We start from the raw sequence: 15,619 nt of genomic DNA, 5'->3' as shown, positions 1-15,619 counted from the left end.
GGTTCCTGGCTTGTTTGTGTGGAAGCTTACTAGCCTACAGCCAGCTGACCTCTCTCGCTATTGCCAAGTGTGTCGGTCGTTATGGGAATCTAGGCTCTATTTGAGGAAATCAATAAGTATCTTGCTGAGAATGGCATAGTTTTGCGTGAAGGTACCATTGTAGGTGTCACTATTATCTCGGCTCCATCCTCGAATAAGAATAAGAATAAGAATAAGAATAAGAATAAAAAGAAGGAGCGTGATCCAGAAATGCACCAGGCTAAGAAGGGTAATCAGTGGCATTTTGGAATGAAGATGCATATTGGTACAGATGACACTCTCGGGCTCATACATAGTATCGATACAACAGCCGCTAATGAGCATGACATTACTGCAACAGGTCAATTGCTGCATGGCGAAGAAAAGCGAGTCTGGGGTGATTCTGGTTACACCGGGGCAGAAAAGCGCGAAGAACTGAAGTCTAAAGATGTGGAATGGCACATTGCAGAGAAGCCAAGTCGCTTAAGACATCGTCCAGGCCAGAATGCGTTACGAAAGGTGGAAAAGATTAAGGCGCAGATTAGGGCAAAAGTAGAGCACCCATTCCGTTATATAAAAAACATTTTTGGATATGGAAAAGTCCGCTATCGAGGTTTAAAGAAAAACACCCAGCGTCTGTGTATGCTGGTCGGCTTTACCAACTTATTAATTGGAAAAAATATCTGCTGCACTAGGACCAGTGCGCCTGAAATCTGAAAAGCGCAGATTTCAGGGAATGAAAATGGGGATAAATACGTATGGAAACCTAATTTTTGACTAGAAAACAGTCATTTTTTATTGTGCGATACCTAATGAAGAGTTAGAAAGCTATTTTTCAGAGCTTTCCTAGGGCTCACTCTAGACAATCGGTGCTCCCCTCTGCTTAACTTTTTGGGCTTATTTATGGTTCGAATAGCTGTTCAGGTTTAATTGAGGCTATATTATATAGTTCTGTTTTTTTTGTAAATGTAAAAGTCGGCGAAGGAACTCTCCTCATTATTTCCATTGTAAGGGTGCTCGTTAGGAATGTGCTTTATTAAGTTCCAATCTAAACAGTTTATTTCAATCCATTTGGAAAACTTGCGATGTTTAACGTGAGGTGCTTGAAATATCGAGTTTTTATCTTTATTTGATGAGTAAATAATTACAAATTTTTTAGAGGAGTTAAATAGTTTTTTCATGTAGTTATCAAATATGTCGTCCTCTACGAGATGATAAATAACATCTAGAGATATTGTTAGGTCAGCCACTTCTCTTGTGTTTTCATCGGCTAACCCAAATTTCTTTGTATTATCTTTTGAAAAAAGTTCTTTGCATTTTCTTAGGGCATCAACACTTATGTCAAGGCCGATGTAAGAGGGGAAGTTAAATAACTTAAGCTGATTTCCATCGCCGCATCCATGTTCAATTACACTTTCTATTTTATTATCTCTTATAAATTCATTTATTTTTTCAGCTTTAAACTGTGCAAGGTTTTGATATGAGCCTGCCCCAGAATTTCCACCCTTTTTATATCTTTGTTTCCAGTACTTATCGGACCCAGGAAATGATCCTATCGGGGAAATAAAGATACCGTAGGCATTTTTGACGAAGAAATGAACGAGCGGTAATTTTTCAATATGTTCTTTTATTTTGTGTTTTTTCATAATAAGGTGCCGCATTGCTCGTGTTATTAAGGGAGCTTACTCTAACCGGTGATTCTATCAGGGATAAAGCAGGCATATTCTCGCGTGATTGCTAATAGTTCTACGATGGACCTATAGGCTTGTTCTGTTCTGATATTCTACACTTTTTATATTCATTACTCCATCGGTTCCTGTTTTGGTTTTTGAATGATATGCAAGGCTGTAAGTAACTTGAGTCAAATCCTTATAAATATTTATGAGAATACTTCCTAGATTATCACAAGAACTTACTCACTTGGTGATGACGAAGGAGAACAGCTGGCTATAGGCGGATTAGCTTCCATACAAGCAAGCCAAGAATCCCACGGGAACACACACCAGCCAGCAGGGCCTCGAAGGACGATATTTGATCGAAGACCCCATCGGACTGAATTATTCAGCCCGAGTCATTGTGCAACACCCCAGTCGTTTCAACAAAATCATTTCCCGCGAGCTAAACCGCGGCAGCCCTTACAGTGCCCAAAGACAGATATTACAATTACAGCAGCGGCATGGAGCGCGTAAGTACACCAAGTTCGATTTCTTCATGAAAATGCAAGTTGGCCATTAGCTGAAAAACGCAAGATCCTCACAATTTTCCGGATATATGCAGCTTGAGAACTGCGATAAAACAGCCAGCTGTTCAACTATTTACCGCTGGATCGGCCGGCCGCCTCGAAAAGGCAAACATTTCCGCAAGTGTAAGGTCCTAAGGACTGTGTAAAGCTTATTTCAGGGCGCATTGATATTGACGAGCACCAAAAAATTGCTATGAAAATACCAGGTTCGGGCATTGGGAGGTCGACACAGTATACGGGAAGATGGGTACCTGATGACATTGGTAGAGCGAACCCCCAAGCTGCTATTTGCTTGTAGAGTGCCGAACAAAAATAAGGAGACAATAAGTCGGGCAGTCAAGCGTATGTTGAAGCTGTATCAGGCAGTGTGTAAAACCATAACTTTCGACAACGGCGGCGAATTCTCGGGCCAACGACTGATCGCGCATAAACTAGGTCGCAGTATATATTCTGCAAAGCCGTATCTCTCATGGGAGCGTGGGTTGAGTGAAAATACTAATGGACTGTAGAGGTGTCTCTTCCCGAAAGAGATGGGAGTTGGCAAATTGCTGAAAAGCCAGATTGGTGATGCGATATTTCGTATTAATGCCCAGATTAGGGAAATGTTAAATTATTGGAGTCCGCTGAAACTTCTGGTTGAACAACGTGTGTCGCTTATGTTAGCAGTCTAGGCTATTTGTATTTTTCGTGCCGTAGCTACAGTGTCTGTTGATGAGGGCTCTCGATGTAGTAAGGGCTGCCCTGTTTTAGCTAACGGCAGATGGTTTTTCTAGAGCGATTGAGTTGTGGTTGGAATCGATTTTCTACTGGCTGGAAATGAAGATAGATAGGGAATCTTGACTGCTCGTATCACTTCAAAATGATTCTTGATAATGCCTGTTTTCCTAGGCGCACTTTTAATTTCCCTATAAGTTTTTGACGTTTATTTTCTATATTTAACACGTGGCTTTCAAGGGGGCTGCCGTTCAACCTTTTGAGGGTTTTTGGGATTGATTGAGAGCCGTGCAAACGTAATGAATGAATGGGATGATCCAGTGAGCTTTTTTCAATTTTAACCTTGATTTGAGCAAACAATTTCTGCACTTCTGATTGTGAAAAAAAAGAAGATTCCAGTTGGAAGTGGCTTATTGATTTTTTGTCACTTTGTAATTGCAAGTATAATTGCCCAGTATAGGCTTTACGGTTTTTAAATTGGTGAAATAATTCCTGAAGCAAGAGATTGCAGGGTAATAGTAGTTGCTCAGGTGCATTGAGTGGTGTGGCAAAAAATATTTCTCTATCGAAAAGGGGTTCTGGCGGATAGTAAGAAATAGGCGCCCGGAGGCTACCACTAAGCCGGGCTAAGTAATTGATAAAAATTCGGCCAAGGAGCCCCTCCACTTCCGAAAGCGGAGCAGCCAGTAAGTGGCTTACCCGGTTAAATCCAAGGGCATAAAGCTTCTCTATGGTTTTTTTATCGCACTCCAGCAGTTTGCAGGGGGCTTGGCTGCCCCATTGTTTCCACTGCTGGGCAGTAGGGGGGACATGGGTTTGTTGCAACCACTGGCGGTGTTCCGCTAGTTGACTGAGCAGTAGCGCAGCGCTAGGGCTGTGGCCAAGCCCCAGGTCATAACTGATGCCCATTTCTTTAAGTTCTTGCTGCAGTTGATTCAGCAGCGTTCGAAGTCCACCGTGGGTTTTTAAACAATCACTGAGTTCAAGGTAGAGTCGTGGGGGATGGCTGCCTTCTTCAGGGGACGCGGCTTTCAAAGAAACCATGGGTGTAAAGCTGTGCCCCCATTGCGCTAACGCCCCCAGCTGCCGTTGCTCCTTCTCTTTATGGCGCTGTAGCATCTGTAGGTTCGGGCACCGAATACGAGCGCTACTGGTACTTAAGCCGGGCGAGATACCATACTCTACGGCGGCATTATTGGGCTGCACTAAGATGTGGTTTTCCACTATCGCCAGAGCTTGGCTCCTCTCACTTGGGGTTAGGGCGCGTGTGAGCGTCTCGAGAGAAAGCTTGGGAAACTGGATACAGAGCCAGAGCATACGATGCCTCCTAGATATTTCTCAATGTAGGCCTTGGCGGACTCGTTCTGCAGGGGTGGCCCGTTGAATATTAAGCACTAGGCGCTGCCCACTGGGACCATTGATTTGCTTGAGTAGCCTGAGGGAGAGATCTCGCTCTTTATTTTTCAGTTGAAGCCTGAGTTTGGCGGGAGAGGGGTAGGGGGATTCTGATTGAGGCCGGAAGTGGAAGTGTAGAGAACCGCCCTTTTCGGCGGCTTGCTGTAGGCGTTGCAGCTCTCGATAACTGGTTGCTTGGCAGCCTTGCCAGCTCAGAAGGGCGCCGCAGCCGCCGGATTGTAGTGACTGTTCTATCGCCCAGAGGTAGTCCCTCTTTCCTCGGGGGTGTACCAACAACAATTGCTCCAGCTGGACGCCGCACTGTGCGAGTAACTGAGCATTGGGGATAAACGGCGGCTTGATCAATACCACCATCTTCTGTGCGCGGGTCAGCTCGGCCAGAGTTGGTAGCAGAAGGGATAATTCATTCATCCCAGTTTGATTTGCAAGCAGTTCTACACTGGCCCCCTTTGGCCATCCGCGGCCGCAGAGTAGGGTGTCGAGGCTGGCGAAGCCCGTAGCGATACCAGGCTCCCCGCATCCATTGGCCGCCCGATTAGCCTCAACCCCGACAAAGCGCCGCAATCTGAGCAGGGGTTTGGATTTGTGGTTTAACTTATTGTTTTTAAAAAGATTTTCAGCTTTATTCACTCTGGCACCATTTGTTTCTGGCCCGGTATTTGGCAGTGCTTTGCAGTAAAACTGTATGTATATACAGTTGTCTGTTGATTTATACAGTGTTTACCTGTTGGTGACAAGGGGCAAAGGTGCCGATTGGCACTTTTTTGCACAGCGCAAACCGGCTATGATTCGGCCTCTTTAATCGAGCACCAATCTTTTGTCTTCAGGGGGACGGAGTGAGTATCAAGTCCGATAAGTGGATTCGCCGTATGGCAGAGCAGCACGGCATGATTGAGCCTTTTGAGCCGGGCCAGGTGCGCCATGGCAATGACGGTGAACGACTCATCTCCTATGGCACCTCCAGCTACGGTTACGATGTGCGCTGTGCCCGCGAATTCAAGATCTTCACCAACGTGCATTCCGCTACCGTGGACCCGAAAACCTTCGACGAGAACAGTTTTGTCGATGTGGAGGGTGAGTACTGCATTATCCCGCCGAACTCCTTTGCGCTGGCGCGCACCGTGGAGTATTTCCGTATACCCCGCTCGGTACTGACGATTTGTTTGGGGAAATCCACCTACGCACGCTGCGGCATTATCGTGAATGTGACGCCGCTGGAGCCGGAGTGGGAAGGGCATGTGACTTTGGAGTTTTCCAATACCACCAACCTGCCGGCGAAGATCTATGCCAACGAAGGTGTGGCACAGATGCTGTTTTTCGAGTCCGATGAAGTCTGCGATGTGTCTTACGCGGATCGCGGTGGCAAGTACCAAGGCCAGCGCGGCGTAACCCTGCCACGCACTTGATCGCCCAGGGCGATCCAGCGACACAACCTACCTTTCTATGACCGATGTATCCAATAACCAGTTGCCTGAGCGTGTCGATGTAGTAATTATCGGCGCCGGGGCGGCGGGGTTGATGTGTGCGGCCACTGCCGGCCAGCGCGGTCGCAGTGCGCTGGTATTGGACCATGCGAATAAAGTCGGTAAGAAAATCCTGATGTCCGGCGGCGGTCGCTGTAACTTCACCAACCTCTATACCAGTGCGGAAAATTTCTACAGTGGTAACCCCCACTTCTGTAAATCAGCCTTGGCACGCTATAGCCAGTGGGATTTTATTGCTCTGGTGGAAAAATACGGGATTGCTTATCACGAGAAAGCGCTCGGCCAGCTATTTTGCGATAACAAGTCCAAGGATATTGTCGATCTGCTCTTGGCTGAATGTCGTGCGGCTAAAACGCAGATTCGCACGCGCTGTGCGGTGTCCACCATCCAATTTGAGCAGAATGGTTACCTAGTAGAGACCAATCTGGGGTTGGTGCACTGTGAATCCCTGGTGGTGGCCACTGGCGGTTTGTCGATTCCCACTATGGGTGCCACGGGTTTTGGTTACGATATCGCCCGTCAGTTCGGTCTTGATATTGTGCCCACCCGTGCAGCCCTGGTGCCGTTCACCCAGCATAAGCGCCAGCTACAGCGGCAGGATAGCTTGCCCGGTAGCTCTCTGGCGGTGACGGCCTCCTGTGGTGAGGGCAGCTTCCACGAACAGATGCTGTTTACCCACCGGGGGCTGAGTGGCCCAGCGGTTCTGCAAATATCCAGTCATTGGCGTGAGGGGCAGGCGGTTACCTTCGACTTGGCGCCGGACCGGGATCTGGTTGACTGGCTGCAGCATCGTCGACAGGAGAGCCCAGAAAGTCACTCACACAGCGTGTTAGCCGAGCTTTGGAGCAAAAAACTGGTACAGTTTTTCTTGCAAAGGCTCGATATTGCCAGCCGTCCCCTCAAGCAGTTTTCCGATGCGGAACTGCAGGCACTTGGGGCCAAGCTGCAAACCTGGAAGCTGGTGCCCGACGGCACCGAGGGTTACCGCACGGCAGAAGTGACGCTCGGTGGTGTGGATACCGATCAGGTTTCCTCCCGAACTATGGAGTGTAAAACCCAGTCGGGTCTGTATTTCGTCGGCGAGGTACTTGATGTTACCGGTTGGCTGGGGGGCTTTAATTTTCAATGGGCCTGGGCTTCCGGGCATGCGGCAGGAGAGGTGGCCTGATATGGGAGATGTGATTCCTTTTAAGCGAAAGACAGCCTGGCAAAAGCATAAGGGCAGCACCTTGTGCCGGGAGGGTTTTCACAAGTGGAAAGTCGTTACCGAGCGTAAATTTGACGTGAAGCAGGGAAGGCTCGTTACGGAATATCGCTGCGAACGTTGTGCTAAAACCAAAACCGAGTTGCTTTAAAGGCGGGCTTCGAGAGAGGTAATTCTCCCATTTGCGCTAGTGCTAGCCGATGAGCCCCGGTCTGGCTGGTGCCACACCGGGGCTCTTCTTAGGGGGAGTTTCCGAGAAACGAAAAACTCCCTATTCTCAGTGCATCATTAATAGCGATAGTAGCGGCCGCGATAGCGATAGTAATCTCTGCGTTTTCTGTCTCTGTCGTAGAGATAGCCAGCCCCCGCGCCGATGACCGCACCTGCGGCAGTACCACCGGGGCGCCCGCCGCTGATCAGGGCACCGGTAACGGCCCCGACACCTATCCCGGTTCCGATACGGCGGTCGGTATCGCTCATATTGGCACAGCCCTGGCTACCGAGTCCCACGGCAAATACCGCGGCTAGGCTGAGATATTTGATGGCTTTCATGCGCATAGGCACCTCTTTCAGTAATTCTTGAGGTAGAGAGATTCGGTAAATCCGACCGAATAATTCCGGAGCCAGTGTAAGGTGAGGCAGTGGCCGCAACAAATATCTCAGTCCAGAGTCACGCGTAGCACAAAATAAGAACTTTGAAGGATTTCGCGATGTTTGAAAAACAACAGCTCATCGATATTGCGCGCACACCGATGCCGTTTGGCAAATATGCGGGGTGCCCACTGATCGACCTTCCAGAGGAGTATTTACTTTGGTTTTCCAGAGAGGGCTTCCCCTCGGGCAAGTTGGGGCAGCTCATGGCCCTGGCTTTGGAGGTAAAGATTGAAGGGCTTGAGGGGCTGATTACGCCGTTGAAATAACGTGTGACTCTATATTTTTCTTATTATGCCTTCGGATTACTGTGGCACTGATGTGTATCCGAGGGTGTCTTTATTAACCTACGCCGACTGGTGGTACTGGTGGTCGGTAGGTCACGCTCAGGCGCAGCTTCTGTGTAAACTAAACTGTTCTTGAGTCGGCATTATGCCTACCGTTTTACTTTGATCTTCTGTACAGCCATCTTACTATATAAATGCCTAGGTGAGCTTTGCGGAGCGAAGCGGTAAGAAGAAGCGGGCCGCAATGGAGACTGGACTTACCCGGAAATAGGCCCACAGCGGGTGACCACTGGTCTGAATGATTTCAGCGAGGTTGCAGCGGGAGTAGAGCCAGTCACTTAAAGAGGGAGCGGTCGAAATGAATTCGGCCGCTAATTCTTCTTTGGGGATCCGATTTCTAGATTTATATTTTGACCTCTCAATTTTTACTCATTTCCAATCTTCTCCCATTACCAATTCTATCTAGCTACTTTTATCTATCCCTCTACAAAATCATACCTTCTCGGTCTGCAGTCGTATTTTTTGTCGCCGGATAAATTGTCTATTTTTCAGAGTGGGATTGGCTGGGGAGGCTATTGTAAGGAGCCCGGCAACAGGTTGCCGGGTTAGTAGGCAGACTTAAAATAGAGGCTTAGAGCGGTATACGAATAACCACGCCGCCCATCGTTTCGCCGAGTTCAAAATTATCGCGTGGGCTATCGGCGTGATCATTGTGGCAGCTGACACAGGCTGGTGAAACACCGACATCGGCGTAAACGGCGGTGAAATATTCGGTATCCCCCAGTGTCTCACGACCGTAGAAGTTTTGGCCGGGATTATCAATCACATACCGCAGGCCCTGCTTTTCCATTTCGGTGCGCGGTTTATTTTGCTTATTCACTGGCCAGAGTGAGAGCAGAGCGTAGCTGAAGCCAGACTCTTTTTCCGCGATGCGTTCGGCTCCCATGCGCATCATTTGTGCCGGCAAGGGCAGCAGTTTTTTATCCTGCCAGTGCTCGTCAGCATCCAGGACTTTTTCCTCATTTTGCAAACGGTTAACCACCTTATTGGTGTAGTTGGCCCTGTCTGCCTCAATCACGGCAAAGACGGCATCCGCCATTCGCTCGGGTGCCACTCCCTGGTTTTTTTCACAGCCAGTGAGTAGTGCCAGTCCAGCGATAAAACAAGCGGCAATACGCATAGTGTTCCCCTCCTATTGGGATTTGGTTTGATTTTTTTTGCTATTGGAAATTCGCGCAATGCGATCGCGGATTAAGTCGAAGGTCTCGTGCTTGTCCGCGGGCTTATGCTTGAAGTTCTGTGAGATCAGTTTTTTGTCGGCCATCGCTGCCAGGGAAAACTCCGCCCCATGGCAGTTCAGGCAAACGGGTAACATTTTTTCATTGGGGCGGAGATTGTGGTTTTGATTGTGGTTGGCCACTACCTGCTCACCGTGGGTTTCCCTTGGTAAGTGGCAGCTGGCACAGCTGACGCCGTTTTCCGGATTGGCTCGCCAGGTGTCAAAGTGGGGTGAGGCCTTGTAGGCGAGGCTGTGTTCATCGCTGTGGCAGTTGAGGCAGGACTCTACTGCGGCAAATTGCAGGTCGACGTCGTGTGGGCCATGACAGCTAATACAGTTCAATTCACCGGAGGCGTCGGACTGCATAGGTATCCAGGCTTGCTGCGGCGTCATGGCGCCAGCCTGCTGGACAAACTCCTGCGGCAACTTGGCTGACAGTCGCATACCGTGTTTACCCTGGGTAAAGGACTCCTGCTGGGCGCTGTGGCAACTTGCGCATTGTTCGACTACTTCGATACTGCTGAATTGCATCTGTCCGTCGGCATGGCAATTGGTGCAGTTTACCTCGACTTGTGCGTGGGCACTTTGCGACCAGAGTGCGGCGATTTCTGCAGAGGTTGATTCGCCCTGAATATCCGCCTGCTTTTGTTGCAGTGGTTTGGCGTCAGGGTGTTCTTGTAGCCAGAACTGCATCGCCGTGCGCGCTGGTAACTTGGCTTCTTCGAGTAGGTCCGGTTGTCCTACGTGGGCGATCAGGAAGTCCTCATAGAGGGTGCCATTGTCGTGGTAGTTATGGCAGCCGGCGCTGGCACAGGTCTCGAATCCCATGCTCTGATGGCTGCTGCGTTCCTCGGCAATTTCACTGTGGCAGTGAAAGCAGAAATCCCCGGCCAGACTGACCCCCATCTCGCGGGTAATTTCCTGTTTATGCTCCGTATGACAGCTGATGCACTGGCGTGCATCCAGGGTTTCCAGCAATTGTGCATTGCGAGGATCGAGGAATTTTTTGCGTGGGTGGGAATCGTCGGCGAGTTCCAGTTCTTCTGCGTGGCAATTCAAGCAGGATTGCTGGATGGATTCCTCTCCGGCAAAACCATCGGTGTGACAGGAGGTGCAGGCGAGCTCGATCTGGTGATGGCCGTGGGTGGGTTCGCCGGTGATAAACAGGGACTTGTCATCTGCTGTCAGGTTATAGGCGGCATAGGCGCCCACAACCAAAGTCAGCAGCAGGCCGTAGTGCCAAAATTTGAATTGATAAGATTTCATTTAGAAGTAATAAACCGCAAGAATATGATAAGCGAGGAGTACCGGCAGTGCCCAAAGCAGGGCGTAGTGCACACGTGACCACCACTTGCGGTGTTCGCGTAGCTTGAGATCGGTCCAGTGGTGGTTGCGTGCCATAAAGACGCCGACCAGCGAGCCTGTGGCAGTAACGCCAAGGAAAACCAGCATAAGGGCGAGATTGAGGTTTTGCCCCATGCGGAAACCGGTGTGTACTGCCAGGGTGGCCACGGCAACGACCCCGATTAAACTGTGGGCGTAGCGCCAGTGATCCATATGCCCGAGTGCGAGTTTATTCCAGCGTTTGCGCACACTCAGGGCGGCGGTAAATAGGCATAGTACGAGGATGGTGTAGCCAGTTACCTGTTTCCAGAAATTGTCATACCAGAGTTTTTCCCAAAATTGGCCAGTTTGCACGGTGTCCGAAACCGGGGGAGAGGGCATCAGGAATGACAGAGTGATTAACAATAGAGATATGACCGAAGTAACCAAGATACCTTTCGCGTGGCGCATAACCAGGTTGGGCACCGGGGCATCGAGCAGTTCGGCCATCAGTGGGCGACAGCTTCCGCAAACAGAGCCTGCCGTGGTGGCTTGTTGCAGTTCGTTGAGCGTGCGCTTTCCCTCGGAGATCGCTTTGCACAATTCTCCTTTACTGACAGAATTACATTGGCATACCAGATAGCTATCGGGGAAGTTCTTGATGCTATTGGATGCCTGCTGGCCAAAAAGGCGGCCTTCATCGGAAAACTGCTTAAGCGCGTGCGCACTCACTTTTTCTTCTTGGGCTACAGCTTGGCGCAGACTGTTTGCCTCATCCCAGCTGCCGATATAAACAGCCCCTAGGATACGACCCTCCCTAACAAAGAGTCGTCGGTAAATTCCTTTGAAGCGGTTGCGAAAAACATGGCTCTCGAGCCCTTCATGCTGCTGAAGATTTTCCGAGGCAACATCTCCCATAATGGCACAGGGAATATGGGCAATTTTGAGTTGGATATCTGTATAGCTACCGGTGTAGGGGCGCTCTAAAATCTCGCCTCCATGATCGCGGCGAATATGGGAACAACAGCTTTCCGCTTGTTCGTAACCTGGGCGTACCAGTTGGTAAACTTTGCGATCAAACTCGGCGCACTCGCCAACCGCGTAGATATCCGGGTCGGAAGTTTGCATCCACTCGTTGACAACCACTCCCCTATCGATATTGAGTCCAGACTGCTGTGCGAGTGAGACTTCCGGTTGAATACCGGTACAGAGGACAATGGCATCGACACTAAGGGTTTCATCGCCTTCGAAAACCAGCCTGGACTTATCTTCATCTTGTTCGATCAATTGGAGCGTTGATCCCACCTTGAGTTGCACGCCCAAAGCTGCAAGCGAAGACTTTAAAAACTCTTCCCCTTCTTCGCCCAGTAGACCACTCAGCAATTTTCCGCGGGATTGCAGGGTGACGGTATTTTTGGGTGTTTTTAACGCGGTTGCCGCCTCCAGGCCGAGGGCGCCGGCACCGATCACGCAAATATCGGCATGCTGCTCTCGCAGGGCGATCAAGTCATTGGTGTTACGCAGGCTGCGAAAGGGATAAACACTGGGAAGTTCTGCACCGGGGATCCTGGGGATACTCGGATTAGAGCCGGTGGCCAGGATCAGCTTAGTGTAGGGTTGTCTATTTCCCGCTGCGTCAGTCACTATTTTTTTGACGCGGTCGATGGAGATGATTTCCCGGTCGATATATTCTGCGAGCCGGTGGTCGCTCTTGCCCAAAATAGGGTTATCCAGCTCGTCCCGATTTACGTGGCGGGAGAGGTATTGGGATAATTTTACCCGGTTATAGGGTGATTCTGTTTCAGCACCGTAGATAACAATTTGCGCTTCATCACAGAATTCTAGTAGTTTTTGTGCACACCGGACCCCAACCGGTCCTGTGCCTACAATGACATAAATTGGATAGCTGCTATCGCTGGCTTGAGCGCTATTTGGCGAATATTGTCGAGCAGCTGAACTTTTAAGTTCAGTCATATTTCCCCCGATTCCCCTCGGCTTTTACTACTGGCCTGCTTGTCATTCTTGTTTTTAAGCCATAAAGCTTTCAGAACTTCTTAGACCAATATCCCACCGTTGTGAGTTTTTTTGAATTCTAATTTCTCTATGTTTAAACAAAATTAAATAAACGTCTAGTGTTGAATAGAAATGACGATAGGGGATAGGAAGTTAAGGGAGGTCTGAACGGAAAGTTTTGTTCAGTTGTTGTTGTCATGCACTTTGTTGGAGCAGGATTATTTTACAGATGTAGCAGAGCGCTTCTGTTGAACCTGGAGTGGAAATATTTTCCGGCAGTTGGCTCCCGCAGATTTTTTGAGCAGAATGGTTGGGGCGCTGGGGGAGGGATTGCGAGTAGGGTGAAAAATATGCGCCCCGTCCCTGTGGGTCGCAGATGTTTCTGTGTGGCACTTACAAAATAAGTTGTTGCTCACTCATCGGCTTGCGCCTTATTCCTGTAGAGATTGAGTAACAAATTCAATATTGGACAAGTGCTCAGGATGGTTGATAGAGAACGTAGAGTTCTTTTTCTTCCAGTGCTGTGCGGCGGGTCAGTGCTTCCCCGATTTTTTGATAGTCTACTTTGAAGTCGCGAACCATTTCCGGCGTGAAGGCTTCATGGTTGTAGCGCTTGCAGAACTGCACAACGGCATTGGCGATTTCGTTCATGTCGGTGCGGAAGTCTTTCACAACTTGCAGGGTATGTGCGTCTCCGGCGAGGGCCTGCTCGAGGTACACATAAAAGCGCACATTTTCTTTGATTAGGTGCGCTTGAAAGCCCGATTTGAATTGAGTCAGCAATTGCGATAACTGGCGGTAGTTCTGTTTTTCAAAACCCTCAGACCACATGCGTTGAAAAATACCGATCAGGTGGCGGTGGTCGTCTTCCAGGGCTTTGATTAGGGTTGGGTCGTAGGAAATTGTACGGCTGCCCTTGGCGCTAGCATAAGAGCTTCGGGTGTATTTTTCTTCCAGGTCGACGCTGTCTGAAGACTTGCTGCTTCGGAACATGCCGGAGATAAAGCTAAGCATATGCTGTGCCTTTGATAGTTTTGCTTTTGTGTATTGTACGGGTAAGAAATTTCTCGGCGGGGCGGTAACGGCGGTGCGCAATCGCGCCGTGCTTGTACCCCCTCCGGAAGGCGCGGATTTTACATCGCATGACAGTTGTTTGACTGTGTGGCGGGAGTTGCAACTGGGCAAAAATTCTTAAAGTGTGAAGCTTGTCACAAGCTGGGGTGGGCCTGCTTGTTGCGTTATTTTAAATTTGTCGAACATTCGTGAATTGTGGGTAATAAAAAACCCGGCAATGCCGGGTTTTTTATTTGGGGTTTTGCTAGCGCTGCTCTACCGATGTGTAGTCACGCTCGGTATAGCCGGTATACAGCTGGCGTGGACGGCCAATTTTGTGCGGATTGGAAATCATTTCATTCCAGTGGGCAATCCAGCCGGAGGTGCGGCCGGTGGCGAAGATTACGGTAAACATATCGGTGGGGATGCCGATAGCCTTCATGATAATGCCGGAGTAAAAATCTACGTTCGGGTAGAGCTTCTTCTCGACGAAGTACTCGTCCTCGAGGGCGATTTTTTCCAGTCTTTTGGCAATCTTCAGCAGAGGGTCATTCTCGGCACCCATGGCACCCAGAACTTCGTCACAAATACCCTGCATCACGCGGGAGCGCGGATCGAAGTTTTTGTAAACGCGGTGGCCGAAGCCCATTAGGCGGAAGGGGTCGTTTTTGTCTTTGGCGCGCTTCACGAATTCGTCGATACGGCTTTCATCACCAATTTCCTGCAGCATATTCAGTACCGCTTCGTTGGCGCCACCGTGCGCTGGCCCCCACAGGGCGGCGATGCCAGAGGAGATGCAGGCGAAGGGGTTGGCGCCGGAGGAGCCGGCCAAGCGAACGGTTGAGGTGGACGCGTTTTGCTCGTGGTCTGCGTGCAGCAGGAAGATGATATCCATTGCCTTGGCGACAATCGGGTCGATCTTGCTGGGTTCGCAGGGGTTGCCGAACATCATGTGCAGGAAGTTTTCGGAATAGCTGAGGCTATTATCCGGGTACATGAAGGGCATGCCTTTGGAGTGCTTGTAGCACATGGCGGCCAGGGTCGGCATCTTGGCGATCAGGCGGTGTGCGGAGATCTCACGGTGCTCTGGATTGTTGATGTCCAGGGAGTCGTGGTAGAAGGAGGCTAAGGCGCCAACTACGCCGCATAGCATCGCCATTGGGTGGGCGTCGTAGTGGAAACCTTTAAAGAAGTTCACCAGGGACTCGTGCACCATGGTGTGGGACATGATGGTGTCCACATACTCTTTTTTCTGCTGGGCGTTGGGCAGTTCGCCGTTCATCAGCAGGTAGCAGGTCTCGAGGTAATCTGACTTCTCTGCCAGCTGTTCGATGGGGTAGCCGCGGTGCAGAAGCTGACCTTTGGCGCCATCGATAAAGGTGATCTTGGATTCACACGCGGCAGTGGATACGAAGCCCGGGTCGTAAGTGAATAAGCCCTTGCCTGTTAGGTTGCCGACATCGACAACATCGGGACCGAGGGTGCCGGAGCGAACGGGCATTTCTATTGCGCCGTCGATACCGTCGACCGTGAGTTGCGCTTTTTTATCGGACATTGCGGACTCCTAAAAACTGTTCTTATGGCGGCCTTTTCCTGGTGTTTTCGGGTGCTGGCGGCCTTTTGAGCGGGGCCAAACTTAAGTGCCGCGCCGCAAATTGTCAAACCAAAAGGCGTGGACGACCAGTCGGCCGGCAACAGGATATCCGGTAACTGGGTGGGCCTGTAGAGCTTTTACCTAATTGCAGGCGTAAAAATCTGCGGAAATTCCGCAGTGTTAAATGATCTGCCACTGGGGTTCGTGAAGACGGCGTTTTCCCAGGCGTTCGTTGTGTTTTGACTATTGAATGCCTATAATCCGCGCGGCTTGCGCCATGGTACGGCTACTTTGTACAAGGCTTCATCAGGTCGAGTGCAAAGTGATCAGCAAGCCGCTCG

Annotated in this window: 14 protein-coding genes and 1 pseudogene; 6 read left to right on the top strand and 9 right to left on the bottom strand. The window is 49.9% G+C overall.

Annotated features, from left to right (window positions below):
• Positions 1 to 96 precede the first annotated feature (96 nt).
• Positions 97 to 735 (top strand): annotated as a pseudogene (locus tag Q1A69_RS15560) (IS5 family transposase); the annotation flags it as partial.
• Positions 736 to 959: 224 nt separating this feature from the next.
• Here the strand turns inward: Q1A69_RS15560 and Q1A69_RS15555 are convergent.
• Positions 960 to 1,664 (bottom strand): class I SAM-dependent methyltransferase, encoded by a 705-nt coding sequence (locus tag Q1A69_RS15555; protein WP_299587290.1) that lies wholly within the window; start codon positions 1,662 to 1,664, stop codon positions 960 to 962.
• A gap of 811 nt (positions 1,665 to 2,475) precedes the next feature.
• On the opposite strand from Q1A69_RS15555, the gene Q1A69_RS20430 reads away from it, so the two are divergent.
• The gene (locus Q1A69_RS20430) at positions 2,476 to 2,769 is read left to right on the top strand and encodes an IS30 family transposase (protein ID WP_366525594.1); all 294 of its coding nucleotides are present in this window, start codon (positions 2,476 to 2,478) and stop codon (positions 2,767 to 2,769) included.
• Positions 2,770 to 3,109: 340 nt separating this feature from the next.
• Here Q1A69_RS20430 and Q1A69_RS15550 read toward each other — a convergent pair whose 3' ends face one another.
• Together Q1A69_RS15550 and imuA are read right to left on the bottom strand one after the other, a co-directional pair.
• Entirely contained in the window at positions 3,110 to 4,291 is a 1,182-nt protein-coding gene (locus Q1A69_RS15550) for a DNA polymerase Y family protein (RefSeq protein WP_299587288.1), read from the bottom strand.
• Between the two features lie 21 nt (positions 4,292 to 4,312).
• Positions 4,313 to 5,020: a translesion DNA synthesis-associated protein ImuA gene (imuA, locus tag Q1A69_RS15545; protein ID WP_299587286.1), complete on the bottom strand. Its 708-nt coding sequence runs from the start codon at positions 5,018 to 5,020 to the stop codon at positions 4,313 to 4,315.
• A 206-nt stretch (positions 5,021 to 5,226) separates the two neighbouring features.
• On the opposite strand from imuA, the gene dcd reads away from it, so the two are divergent.
• Genes dcd through Q1A69_RS15530 form a run of 3 tightly spaced genes read left to right on the top strand, consistent with a single transcriptional unit; the run spans position 5,227 to position 7,229 of the window.
• Entirely contained in the window at positions 5,227 to 5,796 is a 570-nt protein-coding gene (gene dcd / locus Q1A69_RS15540; protein ID WP_299587284.1) for a dCTP deaminase, read from the top strand.
• A gap of 37 nt (positions 5,797 to 5,833) precedes the next feature.
• A complete protein-coding gene (locus tag Q1A69_RS15535) occupies positions 5,834 to 7,042 on the top strand; it encodes an NAD(P)/FAD-dependent oxidoreductase (RefSeq protein WP_299587282.1) in 1,209 nt (402 codons plus the stop codon).
• Position 7,043: 1 nt separating this feature from the next.
• Complete coding sequence (locus Q1A69_RS15530; protein ID WP_299587279.1) at positions 7,044 to 7,229, top strand: hypothetical protein; 186 nt, start codon at positions 7,044 to 7,046, stop codon at positions 7,227 to 7,229.
• Positions 7,230 to 7,366: 137 nt separating this feature from the next.
• Here Q1A69_RS15530 and Q1A69_RS15525 read toward each other — a convergent pair whose 3' ends face one another.
• On the bottom strand, positions 7,367 to 7,630 hold the full coding sequence (locus Q1A69_RS15525; RefSeq protein WP_299587276.1) for a hypothetical protein: 264 nt from the start codon (positions 7,628 to 7,630) through the stop codon (positions 7,367 to 7,369).
• 158 nt (positions 7,631 to 7,788) lie between these two features.
• On the opposite strand from Q1A69_RS15525, the gene Q1A69_RS15520 reads away from it, so the two are divergent.
• Positions 7,789 to 7,998, top strand: a complete 210-nt coding sequence (locus tag Q1A69_RS15520) for a DUF3820 family protein (protein ID WP_299587273.1) — start codon at positions 7,789 to 7,791, stop codon at positions 7,996 to 7,998.
• A gap of 649 nt (positions 7,999 to 8,647) precedes the next feature.
• Here the strand turns inward: Q1A69_RS15520 and Q1A69_RS15515 are convergent.
• From Q1A69_RS15515 to gltA, 5 genes are all read right to left on the bottom strand, one after another.
• Positions 8,648 to 9,196 (bottom strand): DUF3365 domain-containing protein, encoded by a 549-nt coding sequence (locus Q1A69_RS15515; protein WP_299587270.1) that lies wholly within the window; start codon positions 9,194 to 9,196, stop codon positions 8,648 to 8,650.
• Between the two features lie 12 nt (positions 9,197 to 9,208).
• A complete protein-coding gene (locus Q1A69_RS15510) occupies positions 9,209 to 10,561 on the bottom strand; it encodes an ammonia-forming cytochrome c nitrite reductase subunit c552 (protein ID WP_299587268.1) in 1,353 nt (450 codons plus the stop codon).
• On the bottom strand, positions 10,562 to 12,592 hold the full coding sequence (locus Q1A69_RS15505; RefSeq protein ID WP_299587265.1) for an FAD-dependent oxidoreductase: 2,031 nt from the start codon (positions 12,590 to 12,592) through the stop codon (positions 10,562 to 10,564).
• A 516-nt stretch (positions 12,593 to 13,108) separates the two neighbouring features.
• Complete coding sequence (locus tag Q1A69_RS15500; RefSeq protein WP_299587262.1) at positions 13,109 to 13,645, bottom strand: hemerythrin domain-containing protein; 537 nt, start codon at positions 13,643 to 13,645, stop codon at positions 13,109 to 13,111.
• A 304-nt stretch (positions 13,646 to 13,949) separates the two neighbouring features.
• On the bottom strand, positions 13,950 to 15,239 hold the full coding sequence (gene gltA, locus Q1A69_RS15495) for a citrate synthase (protein ID WP_299587259.1): 1,290 nt from the start codon (positions 15,237 to 15,239) through the stop codon (positions 13,950 to 13,952).
• Positions 15,240 to 15,619 lie beyond the last annotated feature (380 nt).

Origin of the sequence: uncultured Microbulbifer sp., from assembly GCF_947498635.1 — a bacterium.
GTDB classification, from domain to species: Bacteria; Pseudomonadota; Gammaproteobacteria; order Pseudomonadales; family Cellvibrionaceae; genus Microbulbifer; species Microbulbifer echini.
This window is presented reverse-complemented; position numbering and strand designations above follow the sequence as displayed.